This is a genomic window from Winogradskyella aurantiaca (assembly GCF_003362725.1).
Classification (GTDB): domain Bacteria; phylum Bacteroidota; class Bacteroidia; order Flavobacteriales; family Flavobacteriaceae; genus Winogradskyella_A; species Winogradskyella_A aurantiaca.
Window position 1 is genome coordinate 211570 of record NZ_QKTV01000004.1, and the last position, 21212, is coordinate 232781.

Annotated in this window: 15 protein-coding genes and 1 riboswitch; of the genes, 6 read left to right on the forward strand and 9 right to left on the reverse strand. The window is 36.8% G+C overall.

Going from position 1 to position 21212, the window contains the following annotated elements; genetic code table 11:
• Positions 1 to 4 precede the first annotated feature (4 nt).
• Positions 5 to 1297, reverse strand: a complete 1293-nt coding sequence (locus tag DN064_RS08755) for an O-acetylhomoserine aminocarboxypropyltransferase/cysteine synthase family protein (protein ID WP_115462261.1) — start codon at positions 1295 to 1297, stop codon at positions 5 to 7.
• 121 nt (positions 1298 to 1418) lie between these two features.
• Positions 1419 to 1545, reverse strand: a riboswitch (SAM riboswitch).
• A gap of 416 nt (positions 1546 to 1961) precedes the next feature.
• Between DN064_RS08755 and metK the strand changes: the two genes are divergently transcribed.
• Both metK and DN064_RS08765 read left to right on the forward strand, forming a co-directional pair.
• On the forward strand, positions 1962 to 3215 hold the full coding sequence (gene metK / locus DN064_RS08760; protein ID WP_115462341.1) for a methionine adenosyltransferase: 1254 nt from the start codon (positions 1962 to 1964) through the stop codon (positions 3213 to 3215).
• A 161-nt stretch (positions 3216 to 3376) separates the two neighbouring features.
• Positions 3377 to 5224: a carboxypeptidase-like regulatory domain-containing protein gene (locus DN064_RS08765; protein ID WP_115462262.1), complete on the forward strand. Its 1848-nt coding sequence runs from the start codon at positions 3377 to 3379 to the stop codon at positions 5222 to 5224.
• 173 nt (positions 5225 to 5397) lie between these two features.
• Here the strand turns inward: DN064_RS08765 and DN064_RS08770 are convergent, their stop codons facing one another.
• The 4 genes from DN064_RS08770 to DN064_RS08785 form a co-directional block, all read right to left on the reverse strand.
• Positions 5398 to 8118 (reverse strand): TonB-dependent receptor, encoded by a 2721-nt coding sequence (locus DN064_RS08770; RefSeq protein ID WP_115462263.1) that lies wholly within the window; start codon positions 8116 to 8118, stop codon positions 5398 to 5400.
• Positions 8119 to 8158: 40 nt separating this feature from the next.
• Positions 8159 to 9019 (reverse strand): GLPGLI family protein, encoded by an 861-nt coding sequence (locus tag DN064_RS08775; protein ID WP_115462264.1) that lies wholly within the window; start codon positions 9017 to 9019, stop codon positions 8159 to 8161.
• A gap of 154 nt (positions 9020 to 9173) precedes the next feature.
• The gene (locus tag DN064_RS08780; RefSeq protein ID WP_232827454.1) at positions 9174 to 10028 is read right to left on the reverse strand and encodes a GLPGLI family protein; all 855 of its coding nucleotides are present in this window, start codon (positions 10026 to 10028) and stop codon (positions 9174 to 9176) included.
• Positions 10029 to 10035: 7 nt separating this feature from the next.
• On the reverse strand, positions 10036 to 10392 hold the full coding sequence (locus tag DN064_RS08785; protein WP_115462265.1) for a hypothetical protein: 357 nt from the start codon (positions 10390 to 10392) through the stop codon (positions 10036 to 10038).
• Positions 10393 to 10517: 125 nt separating this feature from the next.
• On the opposite strand from DN064_RS08785, the gene DN064_RS08790 reads away from it, so the two are divergent.
• Genes DN064_RS08790 through DN064_RS08805 form a run of 4 tightly spaced genes read left to right on the forward strand, consistent with a single transcriptional unit; the run spans position 10518 to position 14182 of the window.
• A complete protein-coding gene (locus DN064_RS08790) occupies positions 10518 to 12056 on the forward strand; it encodes a sensor histidine kinase (RefSeq protein WP_115462266.1) in 1539 nt (512 codons plus the stop codon).
• Positions 12043 to 12723 carry a response regulator transcription factor gene (locus tag DN064_RS08795; protein ID WP_115462267.1) on the forward strand — a complete coding sequence of 227 codons (681 nt, stop codon included), beginning with the start codon at positions 12043 to 12045 and terminating at the stop codon, positions 12721 to 12723. The genes DN064_RS08790 and DN064_RS08795 overlap by 14 nt, the downstream gene beginning before the upstream one ends.
• Positions 12724 to 12768: 45 nt before the next feature.
• Positions 12769 to 13566: a hypothetical protein gene (locus DN064_RS08800; protein ID WP_157962276.1), complete on the forward strand. Its 798-nt coding sequence runs from the start codon at positions 12769 to 12771 to the stop codon at positions 13564 to 13566.
• Position 13567: 1 nt separating this feature from the next.
• A complete protein-coding gene (locus tag DN064_RS08805; RefSeq protein ID WP_115462269.1) occupies positions 13568 to 14182 on the forward strand; it encodes a deoxynucleoside kinase in 615 nt (204 codons plus the stop codon).
• Here the strand turns inward: DN064_RS08805 and DN064_RS08810 are convergent.
• The 4 genes from DN064_RS08810 to DN064_RS08825 form a co-directional block, all read right to left on the reverse strand.
• Positions 14179 to 15183, reverse strand: coding sequence for an App1 family protein (locus DN064_RS08810; RefSeq protein ID WP_198659427.1), 1005 nt, complete (start codon positions 15181 to 15183; stop codon positions 14179 to 14181). The genes DN064_RS08805 and DN064_RS08810 overlap by 4 nt on opposite strands.
• A gap of 160 nt (positions 15184 to 15343) precedes the next feature.
• Positions 15344 to 17974, reverse strand: coding sequence for a T9SS type A sorting domain-containing protein (locus DN064_RS08815; RefSeq protein ID WP_157962277.1), 2631 nt, complete (start codon positions 17972 to 17974; stop codon positions 15344 to 15346).
• Positions 17975 to 18172: 198 nt separating this feature from the next.
• A complete protein-coding gene (locus DN064_RS08820; RefSeq protein WP_115462271.1) occupies positions 18173 to 20566 on the reverse strand; it encodes a sodium-translocating pyrophosphatase in 2394 nt (797 codons plus the stop codon).
• Between the two features lie 120 nt (positions 20567 to 20686).
• Complete coding sequence (locus tag DN064_RS08825) at positions 20687 to 21208, reverse strand: inorganic diphosphatase (protein ID WP_115462272.1); 522 nt, start codon at positions 21206 to 21208, stop codon at positions 20687 to 20689.
• Positions 21209 to 21212: the final 4 nt, after the last annotated feature.

Here is a 21212-nt window from a genome sequence, read left to right on the forward strand (position 1 = left end):
GATGTTATGCCGTTATCGGTTTCTGAATTTCTGTAAATACCTCTTTCAAGTCTGCCTTTAAATCTTCAATAGATTCAAGTCCAACTGACAACCTTATAAGGTCTTTAGTAACCCCGGTACTTTCTTGGGCTTCATCACTCAATTGCTGGTGGGTAGTACTAGCAGGATGAATTATTAGAGATTTGGTGTCACCAATATTAGCCAACAAAGAGAATAATTTAGTTTTGTCTGCCACAGTTTTAGCAGCCTCATAACCTCCTTTAACTCCAAAAGTGACAATACCACTTTGCCCTTCAGGAAGGTATTTCTCTGCCAACAATTTATATGGGCTCGAATCTAAACCAGGGTAGTTAACCCACGCGACTTCCTCTTGTACTTGAAGCCACTTAGCCAATTCAAGAGCGTTTTCACTATGCTTCTTAATTCTAATCTCTAAAGTCTCGAGTCCCTGGATTATTTGAAACGCATTAAAGGGACTTAAGGCCCCGCCATAATCTCTAAGACCTTCAATTCTAACTTTAGCAATAAATGCAGCTGCCTCAAGTGCCTCAGAATATACCAAGCCGTGGTATCCTGGTGACGGTTCTGTAAACTCAGGGAACTTACCATTAGCCCAATCAAAGGTTCCTGCATCAATTATAACGCCACCAAGTGCTGTACCATTACCATTGATGTATTTGGTTAGGGAGTGAATGACAATATTAGCTCCATGCTCTATTGGATTTAACAGATACGGTGTTGCCACTGTATTATCAACAATTAGCGGTACTTGATGGGACTTAGCCTGTTCGGAAATAGACTGAATATCTAATACGTCTAGCTTAGGATTTCCTAAGGATTCTATAAAAAACACACGTGTGTTTTCCTGAGCAGCTTCTTTAAAACTATCTGGTTCGGACGGATCTACAAACGTAGTGGTTATGCCATGCCTTGGTAGCGTTACACTAAGCAGATTATAAGTTCCACCATACAAACTATTTGAAGCTACAATATGGTCCCCAGCTCTTAGTAATGTTAATAATGAAGTAGCAATAGCAGAAGTACCTGAAGCGGTCACCACTGCAGCAATACCTCCTTCAAGAGCCGCAAGTCGCTGCTCAAGAATATCATTTGTTGGATTGTTGATTCGGGTATAGATATTACCCGTTTCTGCCAATGCAAATAAATTAGCCGCATGATCAGAATCATTAAATACATAGGCTGTTGATTGATAAATAGGAACTGCTCTGGTTCCTGCATTGGACGTTACGTCATGTCCGGCATGTAATGCCTTTGTTGCAAATTTTTGTGCACTCATTTTTCTAGTCTTTTTGAGTTAATAATGATTAAACCAAAAGTCAAATGCGCCTTATAAAAGACGTACTTAATAGAAAAATGTTATAAGAAATTATACCAATTACAGATGGGTAATTGGGTTTGGGTTATCTACCTCAAAGCAGGGATAAATGAATCACTCTTTAAGTAGAATTTAGCACCTTCTTCAATAAATTTGAAGGGTTGCTAAGGCTTCACAGGGTCTATTCCCTCCACCTTTCTTGATAACATTTCAATAAGAATTTGAACTTTATGAGCACAAATATTGCAACACAAAAAATTAAAAAACAAATTATTTGAATAAAAAAAATGAATTTAACGTTGTCTTAATACCTGCTCCTTTATCATTCGTTAGGATCTTTTTTTAACGAAGATGGACACATTAAGACAGCTAATTAAGCAAAACTTGAGGGATAACTATTTACACATAACTGCACAACATAGCCCGGGTTTTGGATGAGTGAACATTAACAAAATTTTATTTTCAACTAATTCTTAGAACGTTTTTTTCTTCTCTTTTAATCTGTATTTTTGCGAGATTAATAAGAGGAATGATTTGACTGATTGCAACCTCTGCATAAAAAATGCTAAAGCAGTGTTATGCTCTCCCTGCACTTACGTCAAATCTTTCACAGAAAAATAGTTTTATGGCGTATTTATTTACTTCAGAAAGTGTTTCTGAAGGTCACCCGGATAAAGTAGCAGATCAAATTAGTGATGCTTTAATTGATAACTTTTTAGCCTTTGACCCTGAGTCTAAAGTAGCTTGCGAAACCCTTGTAACAACAGGTCAAGTAGTACTCGCTGGTGAGGTGAATTCTAAAACCTATCTGGACGTACAAAAAATTGCCAGAGACACCATTCATAAAATCGGCTATACTAAAGGGGAATATATGTTCGATAGCCATTCGTGTGGTGTTCTTTCAGCAATTCACGAGCAATCACCAGATATTAATCAAGGGGTTGATCGTGGAAGTAAAGAAGAGCAAGGAGCAGGTGATCAAGGAATGATGTTTGGCTATGCTACTAATGAGACTAACAACTACATGCCTTTGGCATTAGACATCTCTCATTTAATTCTAAAAGAATTAGCCGAATTAAGACGTGAAAATAACGAGATTACTTATTTAAGACCTGATTCTAAAAGTCAGGTGACCATAGAATACTCAGATGACAATACCCCTCAGCGAATTGATGCCATTGTAGTTTCAACTCAGCATGATGATTTTGATACAGATGAGGCCATGCTTGATAAGATTAGAACTGACATCAAAGAAATTCTTATTCCGCGTGTTATCGCTAAGGTTCCAGATCACATCAAGCCGTTATTCACTAATGAAATTACCTATCATATTAACCCAACAGGAAAGTTTGTAATTGGGGGGCCGCATGGCGACACAGGATTAACAGGACGTAAGATCATTGTAGATACCTATGGTGGAAAAGGTGCTCATGGTGGGGGGGCTTTTTCAGGAAAAGATCCAAGTAAGGTAGACCGAAGTGCAGCCTATGCCACAAGACATATTGCTAAAAATCTGGTCGCAGCCGGATTATGTGAGGAAGTATTGGTACAGGTGTCTTATGCTATTGGTGTTGTAGAACCCATGGGAATATTTATTGATACTTACGGAACTTGTGAATTAAACCTTACTGATGGCGAAATTGCTGAAAAAGTGTCTAATATTTTTGACATGAGACCCGCAGCTATCGAGGAGCGTTTAAAACTACGCCAACCTATGTATAGTGAAACAGCGGCCTATGGTCACATGGGAAGAAACCATGAAATAGTTTCTAAGACTTTTGAGCAACCAAACGGTGAAAGCAAGACAATGGATGTGGAATTATTTACCTGGGAGAAACTAGATTATGTTGATGAGGTTAAAGCGGCATTTGACTTGTAATACCGAATTACAATCTCCAAAAATAAATACCTTAATATTTCAAATGTTAAGGTATTTTTTTGAACATAAAAGTCTGGTTATGAAAAATACTACAAAAAATTAACCAAAAAAGGGACAGAATGGTTAATTTGCAGTACTAATAACCAATCACTTATCACCAAATGAAATCCTCTAAGTTTTTGTGTGTAGGTATATTCACCGCTATTTTGATAATAATCTCTTGTCAAAGAGATGATGATTTCTCTGGAGGAACTGACCAACTAGAATCAATACCAGAAACCTTTAGTGAGTATTTTGGGGATGAGGTTTCTAGAGACTTTTTAGGCACAGTTATCGACAAGAATAACAACCCCATTGAAGGAGTAACTATCACTGTCGGTAATCAATCAGTAACTACAGATATCAATGGAACCTTCATCCTTAATGAGGCATCGGTTCATCAGCGTTTTGGATATCTAAAAGCTGAAAAAGCTGGATATATACATGCATCAAGAAGCATGGTCCCTTCAAATGGATTCAACAAAATTAACATAATGATGTTGGAAGCGAATGTTGTCGGTACTGTGATCAGCGGAAGTATGAGCACTGTCGCCTTACCAAATGGAAGCTCTGTTAGTTTTGAAGGTGAATTTATTACTTCTGACGGTAATCCTTACTCAGGTTCCGTTGATGTCATCATGCACCATTTAGACCCTACCGACCAAGATATGGAATTACAGATGCCAGGTATGCTTTATGCCCAAAATGACGATGGCGCGGAAAGAATGCTTCAGACTTTAGGAATGTTAGCAGTTGAGCTAAGAGGTTCAAATGGTGAAGAATTAAATATAGCACAAGACTCCTTTTCCGAAATAAAAATACCAGTTGACAACAGCCTATTACAAACTGCACCAAACTCCATCCCTTTGTGGTATTTTGATGAAAGTGGTGGCTATTGGAAAGAAGAAGGTGAAGCTACTTTAAATGGCAATGTATATACTGGTCAAGTATCGCATTTTTCTTTTTGGAATTGCGACATTCCAGTTGAAACCGTCAATCTTTGTGTGTTAACCACAGACCAAGAAGACAACCCTATTGGAAATTTAGTAGTATCGGTTTCAAGCAATTCCTATGGGACAACGAGTAGCCTAACTAATACCAATGGAACAATATGCGGTCTTGTACCAAAAAACGAAAATCTAGAATTAAATATTTTCAATAACGACATATGTGGTGATGCACCAATTTACACTCAAAGTATTGGTCCGTTTACTACAGACTCCAACATTACCATCATTATCCCAGACGATCCAGATATTATTTACGAGACGGTAACTGGAATATTTAATGATTGTGATGGTAATCCCGTGACAGAAGGATATGTTCAGCTGACCTATGGTAACCAAACCTATGTTGACCTAGTGGATGATGGAATCTTTGAAATCAAACTTTCAAGATGTTCCAATGACAATACCTTCTCAATTACTGGAACCGACTATACAAATCTACAGTCTACATCAGAAATTAATTACACCTTTACAACTCCAACCACCAATATTGGAACTATATCGGCCTGTAATTCCATTGACGAATTTATATATATCAACATAGACAATAGTATCACTTATACATTTGATAGCAATAATTTAAATTTTTCATTTAACTGGGCCTCCTTTATCGAAAATGACTCTACTTGGAACTATGGCCCACAAATAGAAGTTTTTGCCATAAACAACGAATTTGATTTTCGAATTGAAGGATTCCTAAATAAGTCCAGCTATTTAAGAACATACATTTACAACTACCCTTATCCCATTTACGGCGGTGATATTGTTCCTGATGGGTTTTTCATTTTTATGCCTTGGACTGATTTCGATATTTCAGGATCGAATAACAATATTATATTTAACCTAACCACTTTAGGAGAGATTGGAGAATATATAGATATAAATTTCAGTGGAGATTATGAAGATTCAATTGGCAACATTCACACCATTAATGGAGTAGTGCATATGTTACGGGATTACTAAGCAACTCTTTATGCAATGATTTGTACTAATCCTTTATAATTTATTACATCTATTTGAAAATGAGATTAAATAGTATTATTAAATTTTAATTATTGCTATAAGAATCTATTGTAGAAACATAAAAAAAGCCTCTTTTACAAAGAGGCTTTTTTTTAATGCTTTTATATAATCTACTACAAAGTATAAGTAGCTCTCAAAGACAAAAATCGCGGTTGTATAAAGTATTCGCTAATATTAACAAAGTTGTCATTAGTACTAGTGGTTATTCTTGACTGAGTATTTAACAGGTTGGTTGCTCTCAATTGAAACTCCCAATTAGCGTCTCGATTTTTTCTATAGGAAATAGAGGCATTCCAAATATCGAATGCATTCGCTTCCCCTGACGTACTAACTCTTGAATAAGCATAGTCTGATCTTATTGTAACAGAATCCCATATGTAGGCATCAAAATCAATCGTAGGTGCATTAGTTATAACCGTCGTTTTGTTCTCCCCTTGATTAGCGTCCTGAATACTATAGCGGTAACGGAAACTCACATTTGGTGCCTCTCTAAAGTTTGTACGAATACCCGGTGTATAGGTCTGTACAAAAGTTTCATTGATTGAAGGCACATCCACAAATTCATCTATCTGATCGTCAAATTCCTGAATGATTTGAGTAAACTTGCTGTAGTTCAAATTAACCCCAAGTTCACCCCTAATTTTCCCCCAGGTTCTTTGGTAACGACCAAATGCCGTTAAAGTCTCATCTAAAAAGGGTGAGTTAAAAAAGGTTGTTCTTCTAACTACATTATCAAAGAAACTTGTAATGTTTCTAATCTGGTCTACACGATTGCTGTAGTTAATGACCGCAAATATGTTAGTGAAATTAAAAAGGTTAAAATTCCTGTAAGTAAGATTTAAGTTTTGTGATAAACCATTTTCTAATGTTGGATTACCAAACGTTGGATTATTCAGGTTGGTTAATACATAACCTTGAGCCAATCGCGTCACATCCGTAAACTGATTGGTCATGTTATACCTAAAGGTTAAGGTCTCACTATTTTTAATCTGATATCTAATTTCGACCTCTGGAAGTACCCTATAGAAGTCTTCACCAAACTTCTCGCCAAACTGGAAGTTATTATTACCATAAGCATGAAGGGAGACCGCCGGTGCAAACGTAAATTTCCCCACCTTTGCTGTATAGCGCGCACCCAAATAAATATCACTGAAGGTGTAACGCACATCATTGATCGTCGTATTACCATCTATCGGCATAGGATCAAATACTGTCCCATTTTCTAAAGTTTGGAATAGTCTAGAGTCAAAATCCTGACGGTTATAAATTGTCCCAAAAAACAGATTTAAATTACTTTTAGTGTTGAGAACGTTATAATAATCCACCTTGGCATCAAGCTGGTTGGTACGGACCATACGTTCTTGGGTTAAATCATATAATTCTTGATTTCTATCCAATCCTAATAACGTCGCTGTATTCTGATAATTGGTAGTATCAACAACTGCATTATAGAATGGATCCTCGTTTTGGAATAAATGTTGAGCCTCAACAGCAAAAATGTGCTTCTCATTTAAGGTAAAGTAGTAGTTGAGATTTTGATTGATACTGTAGGGATCATTCTTTTCCTCTTCAATTGATTCACCAATGACAGACGAATTAGAGATTTGATCTTGTCGTTCTCTTGTAATACGTCCAAGCACATCATAATCAATTTGATTGTTGAAATTAGGATTTATCGCTGCACTAAGTTTTAATAGTCCTGCGTCATTGGCTTGATCTGTTTCAGACTCAGTGATTTCTTCCCCTCTATCATTGGTAAATGTTCGAATTTCATTTTGACCAATTTCCACTCTCGATCTATTGTAAATCGCGAAGCCACTTAGATCTACTATCTCACTAGGTGAATAGCTAAAATTCGTAGCAAGCAATTGCGTCTCTATTCGCTCCGCCTGATTGTTCTGAAGGCTTAAAAAGCCAAGTCCATTATTCCCAATATTTAAATCAGTTCCACTATTTCTACTTGGAGCTCTAAATCCTCCACCAAATCCCCTAAGGTCACGACCAGTTAAGGCAGGTTCACCTAGATTATTGGCATCAGCGATAATATTAATACTACCCTTCGGGCTGTAGTAAAACAATTTGGGTTGCACAATATACAGACCTTCATCAGGGGACGTTCCAACTCCAGCGGTAACATCTCCAAACCAGAAATTAGTTTTACCTTCCTTAAGTTTGATATTAATAGCCACATTATTTTGATTATTTCTAACCCCACTCAACTGGCGTTGCTCAGAATAATTTTTAAGTACCTCAATTTTATCTACAACATTAGAAGGGATGTTTTTGGTGGCTAGTTTGGTATCCCCATCAAAGAAGTCCTTACCTTCAACCATAACCTTTTGCACCACTTGTCCTTCTACCTCAATTTGTCCATCTTCATTAATCTCAACCCCAGGTAATTTTTCGAGGACATCTTCCAGTTTTCGCTCAGATCCATTTTTAAAGGAATCCGCATTATAAATAAGCGTGTCTCCCTTGACGGTTACAGGCATTTCATAGGTTAATTCAACGGCATCTAGCGCATTGTCTAATTGCATTTGAAAATCCTTAGTTATATCTGCTTCTTTAGTGGTAACTATTTCTTCAATAGTTTTTAACCCAATCGCTGTTACTTGAACTTTATAAGAACCATTCTTCCCTAATGACAAGACATATTTTCCTTTATCATTAGTGATTCCGTAAGATTCGAGCCCACCAGTCTCCTGATTAATCGCAATAACATTGGCTAGCTCTAGAGGTGTACCGATACTATCTTTGACAACTCCGGTCATTTTAACTTGGGCGTAGGACCATCCTGTAACGCACAAAAGCGTCACGAGTAATATTCGTTTCATTTATGGTTTATTGATTAATAAGTGTGCTGACAACCAAGTGTTATCCGCGGCGTCTGCCTCGGTTATTACGGAATTCTTCCATTTTACTTGTAATTGTCTGTTTGTATTCTGACTTGGTAATTTCTTTACCTCTCTTAGGTGCTTCTATTTCAATTTTTTCCTCTGGATTCATAACAATCTTGGAACACAACATTGTTGTATTTCCGGCGCTTACCTCCAAAATTAATCCTGGTAACCCCCAGTACTCCAAAGGTCCGTGACTTACAGGAATCTGTGGTGAGTACCATGCCTCCACCTGTGTCATCGCCACCATTTCTTCTACTTCAGGCTCCTGTCCAAGAGCCTTGAGCGAATCAACTTCTTGCTGCCGTCTTTGGGTGGCACGCATTTCGTTCCATGAGAATGTGTACCAGTTTAATTGTTCAGTTGGAATAGAGGCTGTGGCCTTAAAACACATGTAATTTCCAATTTGTTTTGATTCTTTTCCCATAGTCCATTCTATAGGTAATAATTCGTCTACCACTAAAAATTGCTTGCCATAGAATTCTTGTTCCTGAATTTGAGAATTTGACTTTACGTTTTTATAACTGTCTCCTGCTGAAAAGTTCTTTCCCCATGAGTTTGTAGCTCCTGACATGGCATCTAATTGTTCTTCCTCATAAAACACAGATTCTGCTTTATTAAAGGTCAACACAAAATTCTTTTCAAGCTGACTCTTCATTCGAGCTTCTATTTGTTTTTTCTGTGCTTCGTTTAATCGAGATCCCCATCTTCCAAGATCCATTTTTGTTTTTGAAAAATAGTAGGCTTTGCCCTGGAATTCCTGGACTGGTTTATTTGTTGATACTAAAAATCCAACAGCAACTATTAAAAGGCTGATTTTTAATGCAATACTTCTCATGAGTTTAGTCTAAATTGGTTAATTTGTTCAACAAAAATAATTAATGTTTAAACAGATGGCCTTGGTTTATCAAAACATTAACAACATTTGTTACCAATAAGACCCTAGTCCTTGAGGAAGGTTTAAGCTAGAAATACTAAAGCTTTGTTAAAGTTTAACCACCAATTCTAATTTGCATTGTTGACCCTCCATCTCCACGTCTAGCGCGAAATTGCTCTTGCATTTCTTTCATTTTCTCTTCAGAAATCTCATCAAATTCCTCCTGATTGACTTCTTTTCCTTGAGTTGGTTTTTTTATAGTAACCTTATCCTCTGGATTCAGTACTATTTTACTACATACAATTTGTTGGTTACCATCATTAAGCTCTAGAATTAACCCTGGGAGACCCTGGTATTGTTCTGGACCATTATTCACTGGAATTTGAGAAGTGTACCAAGCCGTCACTGTTCTTGTCTCAGTCCTTGTCTTTGGTTCCTCGTCCTCTGGACCATCACCAAAGTTAGCTTCCATGATCTCAATTTCCTCTGTATAAGTAGCTTTATAACAAGAATACTCCCCAATAAACTTGGTATCACTTTCTAGTTTCCATTCGCGAACTTCAAGCTGATCCTTAATTAAAAACATCTTACCCAATAATTCATTTTGGTTAATAAACGAACCTTCCCTTGTATTTTTATAAAGAATGTCAGAACCTCCACCACCAAGTGTCTTAATCATTACACCTCCCGTTGCCATTTGAGGCTGCGGTGAACTCAATTCTTCGTCCTCTCTATATACAGATTCTTCCTTATTAAAAGTAAGAATGTAAGTTCTTTCGAATTGCTTTTTGAGCATTTCAGTCATTTGTTTTTGAACCTCAGGAGTCAGACTAGTATGAGTACTGTCTATTTTTAAGTCCACCTTTCTTTTGGTTTTGTAAGTGGCAACGCCTTGAAAATCTTGGGCATTTAAACCTGAAACACCCAAGACTATAGTAACTATAATTACTCTAATTAATGTGAACATCATTTTAATGTTATTTGTTGTAATAATGTAATGCTGCTTTTCTAATTTTTTTAACCATTTTAATGAATTCCTTGTCGCTCATATCCCCTTTCTCAATCTCATAACTCATTGTGGAAGGTTTGCCATTAGACATTAGCTCTCCTCTGCAGGTTATTTTAAAGGTGGCTGATTGTCCCCAAGTCAAATCCAATAACTCTTTAATATCATCAACTTGAAATGTGGCCTCCAATTCTTCAGCAGAATCAATTGTTATTTCCATTTTAACATCCTCAAAGTTATTTTCAGAATAGCTCACATGCAAATCGTTTTCCTGAGCAAAAGTTAATACCCCTAATGACAGTCCTAAAATTGTAAATAATTTTTTCATTTTGTTTTTTGATTTAATTGATTAACGATACAAATATGAGACAAGCTTTGTTTTCAATGGGTTAACGAGTGTTAACTAGTGTTAACCGATTGGCATAGAAAGGAGGTAACTACTACTTTTGAGGTATGAAAACAAATACTTACCGATGGATCTTATATGGAATTGCTACTGTTATTTTGGCTACCATTACCATCCAAATTTATTGGAATTATAAGAACTATCAGGTTAATAAGCAGCAATTATACAATGACGTTCAAAATAGTTTGGACAAAGCCATTGACGATTATTATGCCCAACTGGCTGAAAAGTCGACCCTTGGATTAGCGCTTACCGGAGAGTCACAGAAAACAGCTTTGGAAGATGGCGGATTACTAGATCAAATAGCCAAAAAAATTGACACTAATCAAAGTACATTTATAACATTTGATTCTCTCGATATTGAAGATGTCAAAGAAGTTCAAATCTTCAGAGGGCTCGAAGCAGATTCATTGCTTTCTAGTTTTTCCGATAATCAGGTATCACCAGATTCTTTTAAGACACAAATTAAAGAGCTTAAGCAAAGCCAATCGTTTAATCCAAAAGCCGATTTTGAACTACTGACTTCTAAAATTGTCATTTCAATTTCCAATGATACACTAGAAGTACAAAAAGTTGACAGTTTATTTATTCAGGAGCTGAATAGAAAATCTATAGATGTGGATTACGAATTGTTGTTTTATACAAAGGAAGACCGATTTGCTTATTTAAGGGAAAATAAGCAATGGCCAGAAAAAGATATTCCAATTCGTCGAAAAGATCAATTGATATCGGAATCCAAGTCCACATTTTTACCAGATCAAAGTGTTTTTTTAATTTCATTCTCCAATACTACTAAGACTTTATTGGGAAGAATTATTAGTGGTATGCTCATCTCGTTACTACTAGTAATTGGGGTTATTGCCACCCTATTTTACCTGTTGAAGATTATTCAAAATCAAAAACAGATGGCAGAAATGAAGAACGATCTTATCAGTAATATTACTCATGAATTTAAAACTCCTATCGCAACGATCGGAGTGGCTCTAGAGGGAATACAAAGTTTTGACATACTTAAGGATAAAGAAAAAACCAAATCGTATCTTCAAATGTCAACACAGCAATTGAGTAAACTGAACCTCATGGTTGAAAAGTTATTGGAAACTGCTTCCTTAGATACTAACAGCCTGGATTTAGATGAAGAAGCCTCTGATCTGGTCTTATTACTTGAAACCATATGCCTAAGAGTATCTTCCCACAACAATCAAAAACAAATTGGGTTCAGTTCTAATACCCCAAGTTTTATAATTGATATCGATGTTTTTCATTTCGAAAATGCTATAAATAACATTTTGGATAATGCCATTAAATATGGTGGAGATACCATACAAATAAGTCTGATAGCTAAAGGCACTGAGGTTCGAATTGGTATATCAGATAACGGAGAGGGCATACCATCAGAATATCAAAAACATATATTTGATAAATTTTATCGTGTTCCTAAAGGAAACACGCATGATGTTAAAGGATTTGGAATAGGTCTTTATTATACCAAGACCATCATTGAACGCCACGGAGGTCAAATTGAATTAGATTCTAGAAAAGGCAAAACCACATTTAATATTACACTTGCAAATGTCAGTAATTAAAATACTACTCGCAGAGGATGAACCTGCCTTAGGTCAAATTATAAAGGAAAGTCTTGAAACCCGAGATTTTGAGGTCAACTGGTTGCAGGATGGTGAAGCGGCCCTTAAAGCCTTTAAAAATAATCAACCTGACATCCTTGTATTGGACGTTATGATGCCTAAAAAAGATGGATTCACTTTGGCTAAGGATATAAGAACTCTTGATGATACTATTCCAATTATATTTTTAACTGCAAAATCTCAGACTAAAGATGTTGTTGAGGGATTCTCGATTGGGGGCAATGACTATCTTAAAAAGCCATTTAGCATGGAAGAGTTGATTGTAAGAATACATAATCTACTCAAACGAGTCGCACTTCAAAAAACAGCTGATATTTTAAAAGTCGGGAATTATACTTTTAATTTTCCCAAACAGGAGTTACGCTACCAGGATGACAAACCCCAAATGCTCACCCACCGTGAAGCGCATTTACTGTTTAATTTAATAAAAAACAAGAATCAGCTTTTAGACCGCTCGGTTATCCTCAATAAACTTTGGGGTACCGATGATTTTTTTTCAGCAAGATCAATGGATGTGTTTATTAGTAAACTCCGTAAGAAGTTAAGTCAGGATTCCAATATCCAAATTATTAACGTTCGAGGCTTCGGTTATAAATTGATTGTTTAAGTACATTTGTAGCAATAAACCACTCTAATAATAGTTCTACATTTGATGGTTATTGCAAAATCCATTAGGCTAGTTAACACTCTATCTTTAATTCTGGTATCGACAGTTGCATTCTGTCAAATACAAGCTGAAGCAAAGGGCACATTTGAAATTAACACTTACAAGATTTGGGGTATCGATAAATTTGAAACTGTTTATCACAGCTCAGAAAACCAAACCTTCTTTAAAACCACAGTCGATACGACCATCACTTATGCTAATTTTCAACTAGGCCAAATCAGCAATGTCAACACCTTTAACCCCTTAAAAATTAACCTATTTTATCAGGATTTTAATACAGTCATCATCCTGGATAATCGACTAGCTGAAATTCAACGAATCGATTTTAATACGACTCAACCCTACAGAAATGTAACCTTTATGTCTACTGGATATGATAATACAATTTGGGTTTACAATCAAGACCTTCAAATATTGGAATTATATGACTACAGAACCAATACCAGTAGAATTAAAACTGTTCCAATAATAGATGAAATTCTTGATATAAAAAGTGATTACAATAACTGCTATTTGTTGACGAAACAATACCTATATGTTTATTCCTATTTTGGAAATCTTCAATCCAAACACCCAAATATAGGTTTTGATAAAATGGCTTTTAGCGAGGCCAATTTGGTCTTACGCGGTGAAGATCAGTACTTTTTTTATATAAAAAAATCTAATGAAATCCTCCCTATAGAAAACTTGAATTTGTTGATAAATGATTTTTTGGTAACAAATGAAACCTTGTATCTTTATCAAGATAATCTCCTTTATCGTTACCAACTAAATACAAATTAACATGCACGTAGCCATTGCTGGAAATATAGGCGCAGGAAAGACAACTTTAACAAAACTATTAGCAAAGCATTATCGTTGGGAGCCCCAGCTCGAAGACGTTGTAGATAATCCATATTTAGATGACTTCTACAATCAAATGGAACGCTGGAGTTTTAACTTGCAAGTCTATTTTCTTAATAGCAGGTTTCGACAAGTACTACAGATCCGACAAAGTGGAAAAAATATAATCCAGGATAGAACTATCTATGAGGATGCACATATTTTTGCACCAAATCTTCATGCTATGGGTTTAATGACCAATAGAGATTTTGAAAACTATAGGTCATTATTCGACTTAATGGAAAGTTTGGTAAAAGGTCCTGACTTATTAATTTATTTGCGCAGCACAATCCCCAACTTAGTTAAGCAAATCCATCAACGTGGTAGGGACTATGAAAATTCAATAAGCATTGACTACTTAAGCAGACTCAATGAACGTTATGAAGCTTGGATTCATGGTTATGATAAAGGGAAATTGCTGGTTATTGATGTTGATGAGTTAGATTTTGTGAGTAATCCAGAAGACTTGGGCAATGTCATTAATAGAATTGATGCGGAAATAAACGGTCTGTTTTAACTTATAAATCCATTGGCTTTAGCATGTGCAATGGCATCACGAGTGTTCTCAACTATAAGACAAGGCACCTTGCTATAATCTCGCAACTGATCCGTTACCTTCTTCATTCTTCTTGAATGTGTCACACTTCTAAGATATATACCAGCAATCTGCTTAGGGTACTTTTTAACCACATCTAGATAAATGTATGGGTCTTTTTCACCACAATCACCAATTAATATAAAGGAGAGGTTTGGATATGTCTGCAGAATATTAAATATCTCATGGTATTTGTGAGCTAATTCCATTTTTGGGGTTTTGTCAAATGGGGTTCTAAAATCACGTAACAATAATGGCCCATGAGGAAATTCATTGACTCTTAAGAAATACTCCAGGTAACGGTAAAGATTCCAAGGGCTATTACTTACATAGAAAATAGGATTAGAAATACCAGACTTTGAATTTGAATGCAATAAATTATAGAACTCGGAGCTTCCTTCAAGTGCCCTGCGCTTTTCTGGGGATCTAAAAAAGGTATTAACAGCAACTTTCCATTTTAAACGTGATGTCACACCTGTGTGTAGTATGGTATCATCGATATCACTAATAACACCAAATTGTGCATTTTCATGAGGAATCAACATTTGACCCTCAAATGAATTGTTAATATTAATTGGACGCTGACCCTTATAATTATCATATCCAATCGTATAATTTACCCAACCTTTTGCATCTTTTAACTCAGACAATGAATCAGTGGCATTATCCAATAAATAATATCCTTCAGCATCAGTTTTTATCCTATAATAACTTCCACTAGCTACTACTAATTTTAGCTTACAGTGCCTGATCTCATCTGTCTCAAATTGTTTCCAGGAATTTACCAAGAGATTAAACCAACCTTTCTGAGAAAGATCAATGTCTTCGTCCTCAAGAGCCCTTCCCTTTAGGTAAAGATGTTCATCAGTACCATAAGTTCTAAATGGAATAATTTGAAGTGGATCTTTTTTAAATATTCCCAATTTTATGAGAGTTGCAATCTAATTAAAGTTTAAAACTATATAATTATTCGGTTAAATTTAAACAGAATACAAAGACTCGACAATAAACTTATTAAATCCAATCCATAAAAAAGGCAGCTGAGAATTCAACTGCCTTAAATTTTTGAAACGATAGAATCAACTATCTACTCTTAATCCAGCGTAAGGTTAGTTTTCCAAATTCTGAATTGAGAATCATTATATAATTTCCGTTTGATAGAGTAGAAACATCAGTAGACACCTCGGATTGATTGCTATCAACAGCCACTTCTTTAACTAATCTTCCCGTCATATCATAAATACCAAGAGTATTTATGAATACATTTCTTGAATTAGACAAAACCAACTCATCTTGAATAGGGTTTTTAATTAATTTAACGCTATTGAAAAGTTCATTTTCTTCAATACTCAAACTTCCATCAGTAACTTCAATTGGCGCTCCTGTTACATCTAAAGCTGCGCAGAGCCCATTTGAAATCACAATATTTAATACAGCAGCTGCTGGCGTTACACCAAAATCAATTACACTTAAATCTAAATAGTTAGCATCACCTGCATCCGTAGTCTGTGCCACTAGGGTGTGTATTGTATATAAACCGGGAGCATCTACAGTGAAGAATGGTGATGAATTTACTGCCTCAATTATCAGATCATTGCCTGAGGTCAAAACAGAAACAACTGAGTACCCTGTTGGCACCACTGGAGCTGTGTCATAGGAAGCACTGATCGATACAGTTGCACCACTTAACTCTACTGGTGTAGCGTTGGCAACTAATGTCCCTGCATCTGCTGAACATAAAACATTGATTGGGGCTCCTGTGACATCTAAGGATGCACAAATATCATTATCAGCAACAATTTGTAATACTGCAGTCGCTGGGGTGGTTCCAAAATCGATAACTCCTAAATCTAAATAGTTAGCATCACCTGCATCTGTTGTCTGTGCCACTAAGGTGTGTATTGTATATAATCCAGTATCTGGAACATCGAAATTCGGTGTTGAACCCGCATCCTCAATAATAAGATTATTACCTGAAGTTAGTACATAGGTTACCGTATATCCTGTTGGAACTACTGGTGCAATTCCTTCAGTTGCGCTTATTGTAACTCCACCATTAGCAATTGCCACTGTATCAGCATTTGCAGTTAATGTACCCGCATCTGCTTCACAATCGACAATGATTTGCGCTCCAGTCACATCTAAGGCCGCGCAAAGATTGTTATCAACAACAATTTGTATTACTGCACTCGCTGGAGTTACCCCAAAATCGATAACACTTAAATCCAAATAGTTGGCATCAGCAGCATTCGTAGTCTGAGCAACCAAGGTATGAATTGTATATAACCCCGTATCGTCGACATCAAAACTAGGTGTTGATCTAGCATCCTCAATGATCAGATTGTTTCCAGATGTTAATACGTAAGTAACTGTATATCCTGATGGTACTACTGGAGCTGCATTTTGAGTAGCGCTTATAGTTACACCACCATTGGCAATTCCTACAGGAGTCGCATCAGCCGTTAAAGTTCCAGCATTTGCTTCACAATCGACAATTATTGGGGCTCCTGCTACGTCTAAGGCCGCACAAAGATCATTATCAGCTACAACTTGTAACACTGCGGTTGCTGGAGTGACACCAAAATCAACTATACTTAAATCTAAAAAATTAGGGTCATTTGCGTCAGAAGTCTGAGCTACTAAGGTATGTATTGTATATAAACCAGGCGCATCCACAATAAAGAATGGGGATGTGTTTACAGCCTCAATAATTAGATTGTTACCCGATGTTAACACATATGTTACGGTGTATCCTGCAGGTACCACAGGACCAGCATTTTGTGTTGCAGTAATGGTGGCACCACCATTACCAATTGCAACTGGAGAGGCATCCGCAGTTAAGGTTCCAGCATCTGCTGAACACACAACATTGATTGGTGCTCCTGTTACATCTAAAGATGCACAAACATCGTTATCTATAACAATTTGAATAACAGCACTTGCAGGGGTTGTACCAAAATCGATAATTCCTAAATCCAAATAATTGGCATCACCTGCATCTGTGGTTTGTGCTACTAAGGTGTGGATTGTATATAAACCTGTATCCTCTACATCAAAACTAGGTGTTGCGCTAGCATCCTCAATAATAAGATTGTTTCCTGATGTCAACACGTAGGTTACCGTATATCCTGATGGTACTACTCGATCTCCATTTTGAGAAGCCCCAATGGTAACCCCACCATTAGCAATATTTACTGTATCAGCATTGGCCGTTAATGTACCTGCATCCGCTGTACACTCCACTGTTATAGGTGCACCACCACCATCCAAAGAGGCACAAATACCACTAACAATAATATCAACAAACACATCACCGGCATTAGTAACACCTAATTCGATGGCGCTTAGGTCCAAATAGTCTGGACTACTAGCATCAGAGGTTTCTGCAACTAGCGTGTGAATACGATAATTACCTGTATCTGGAACCGTAAAACTTGCTGCGGAACCTATTTGTTCTATGACAAGTTCAGAACCAAAGGTGAGTAAATAATTAACTTCATAATCGGCTGGAACTGTAGGTCCAATGACAGCAGAGGCACTAATCGTTGCCCCACCATTTGCAATTGCAACAGGAGAAGCATCAGCAGTCAATGCACCAGCCGACGCAGTACACTGCGCTTCAGCCGTTGAAACCAGTGCTAAAGTAAATACGCATAAAAATGCGACTACTTTATTGGTTAAACTATTAATTTTAATTGGGTAGTTTTTTTTCATCATTTCTCTGTTTAATTATAATCCCTTAAAGTTAGACATTATGTTGTTGGAGAATTTATTTCAATATGTTAAAATTATTGTAAAATATACATAGTCAACACAATACAACTTTCTTAAGACCTTGGACTAATGAAGAAAACAAAAAAACCTCGCAATGCGAGGCCTTTTATGTTGATTCTATTGAGAGTTCTAATTCGTCTACTCAGCTTTTTCCTTAATAATCTTAACTTCTTTTTCTACTGAAGCATTTTCATCAACGTTTACCTTAAGGTCCTCTACCTCTTTCATTACCTCGGCTTCTGAACCTTTAATAGAAACTTCCTCTGAAACCTCTTCACCGTTAACATTAGATGTTGTTGTGATAACAGCTGTAGCATTATCATTTGCGTCAACAGTAACTTCAACTTTCACTTCTTTCTCATTATAAGCCATATCTTCGTCTGCATGACCACCTAAAATAGGTGCAATAACTAAACCAACCAAACATGTAAGCTTAATTAAGATGTTCATTGATGGTCCTGACGTATCTTTAAATGGATCACCAACTGTATCACCAGTAACAGCCGCCTTATGAGCGTCAGATCCTTTATAGGTCATTTTTCCATCAATTTCAACTCCAGCTTCAAAAGATTTTTTAGCATTATCCCATGCACCACCAGCATTATTTTGGAAAATAGCCCACATAACACCGCTAACACAAACACCGGCCATATAACCACCAAGTGGTTCTGCTCCGAATAAAAGACCAATAATGATTGGCGTAATAATGGTTATTAATCCTGGTAAAATCATTTCTCTAAGTGCTGCTTGAGTAGAAATGTCAACACATTTAGCGTACTCAGGAGTTCCAGTACCTTCCATAATACCAGGGATTTCTTTAAACTGTCTTCTTACTTCTTTTACCATTTCCATGGCAGCCTTTCCTACAGATTGCATAGCCAAAGCTGAGAATATAACCGGGATCATTCCACCAACAAATAACATCGCCAATACATCAGCCTTGAAAATATTAATACCATCAATACCAGTAAAAGTAACGTAAGCTGCAAATAAAGCCAAAGCTGTGAGCGCAGCTGAAGCAATCGCAAATCCTTTTCCAACCGCCGCTGTAGTATTTCCAACTGAATCCAAAATATCTGTACGCTCTCTTACATGAGGCTCTAATTCACTCATTTCAGCAACACCCCCTGCGTTATCAGCAATTGGTCCAAAAGCATCAATAGCCAATTGCATCGCCGTTGTTGCCATCATTGCAGAAGCTGCTAGTGCTACACCATAGAATCCAGCTAAAGCATAGGATCCAAAAATTGCCGCAGCAAATAATATAACTGAAGCAAATGTTGATTTCATTCCAACAGCCAAACCAGCTATAATGTTGGTCGCTGCACCAGTAGAACTATTCTGAACAATATCCAGTACAGGCTTCTTCCCTAGAGATGTATAATGAGCTGTTACCATGGAAATTAAGGCTCCTACGGCTAATCCTATCATGGCGGCATAGAACACATGACGCGAGGGAATTTCCTTGATTCCCTCACCAAAGAAATTCATTTGCATAGTTTCAGGTAGCATCCAGCTGATTAAAAACCAACTAGCAATGAGCGTAATGATAATGGCAGCCCAGTTTCCTGTATCCAGTGCTTTTTGAACTTGCGCTTCCTTAGCGTCATTACTTGATATTCTCACCATAAATGTACCAATAATTGACGCTAGAATTCCAACTCCGGCAATGACCAATGGTAATAAAATTGGACCCATCCCATTAAAAGACTCTAACACGGTTCCACTGTCAGCCATATCCTTAATGATATAGTTACCTAATACCATTGCGGCTAATACAGTAGCTACATAAGAACCAAACAAATCAGCACCCATACCAGCAACATCACCTACATTGTCTCCTACGTTATCTGCAATGGTAGCAGGATTTCTCGGGTCGTCCTCTGGAATACCAGCTTCTACCTTACCTACTAAGTCGGCACCAACATCCGCAGCTTTGGTATAAATACCTCCACCAACTCTAGCAAATAAAGCAATTGACTCTGCCCCTAATGAGAACCCTGCTAGAGCCTCAAGAGCAATCGTCATTTCATTATAAAAACTTGCCTCACCAGTCACAAACATTTTTAAGAACAGGAAGAAAAATAAACTAAGGCCTAATACGGCTAATCCAGCCACACCAAGTCCCATAACTGTTCCTCCTCCAAATGACACTTTTAAGGCTTGTGGCAAACTTGTTTTTGCTGCCTCTGCAGTTCTTGCATTGGCATCAGTAGCAATGCGCATACCAATGTTCCCTGCAAGTGCCGAAAAGAACGCACCAAAAATAAAAGCTATGATTATAATCCAGTGTGTTGTTGGCACTATGTAAGAGATTACACCTAAAGCAACAGCTGCTATAACCACAAAAACAAGCAACAATCTGTATTCGGCCCCAAGGAATGCCAAAGCACCCTCCTTAATCGCTTTTGAGATGTTTTGCATTTTTTCATTTCCACCATCTTGCTTTTTTACCCAAGACATTTTAATAAACATAAAAAGCAATCCTAAAATTGCTAATGCCATTGGAACAAAAATCATGTTTGATTCCATATTCTGTTGTTTGATTTGATTTATAAATTTTGCTGCGCAAAAGTAAGCATTTGAACCTTAATAGAAAAACCCTTTCAATATCGTATTGAAAGGGTTTTTAATATGCTGTAATTGACATTACTAAATAGTAAAATGACCTTTATTTTTATGCTCACTATTTTCATAGCGTTCAATACATTTCTTTACAATTTCAGTAGCTTCCTTAGCATTACCCCAACCTCCGACATCTACTTTTTTCTTTTCTAGATCTTTATATACCTGAAAAAAATGAGTGATCTCATCCAATCGGTGTGGGTTTAAATCTCCAATATCTTTTTTCAGACTCCATATTGGATCTGAAACAGCAACACACACAATCTTTTCATCAGGTCCTTTTTCATCAGCCATATGAAACACACCTATGGGCTTCACCTCCATAACGCACATTGGAAAGGTGGGTTCATGTCCAAGCACCAAAACATCTAACGGGTCACCATCTAAGGCTAAGGTTTTTGGAATGAATCCATAATCCCCTGGATACATCATCGATGAGAAAAGCATTCGGTCAAATCGAATCTTCCTTAAATCAAAATCGTATTCGTATTTATTTCTACTTCCCTTTGGGATCTCAATTAAGACGTCAAATGTAATATGTGCGCTCATAGTA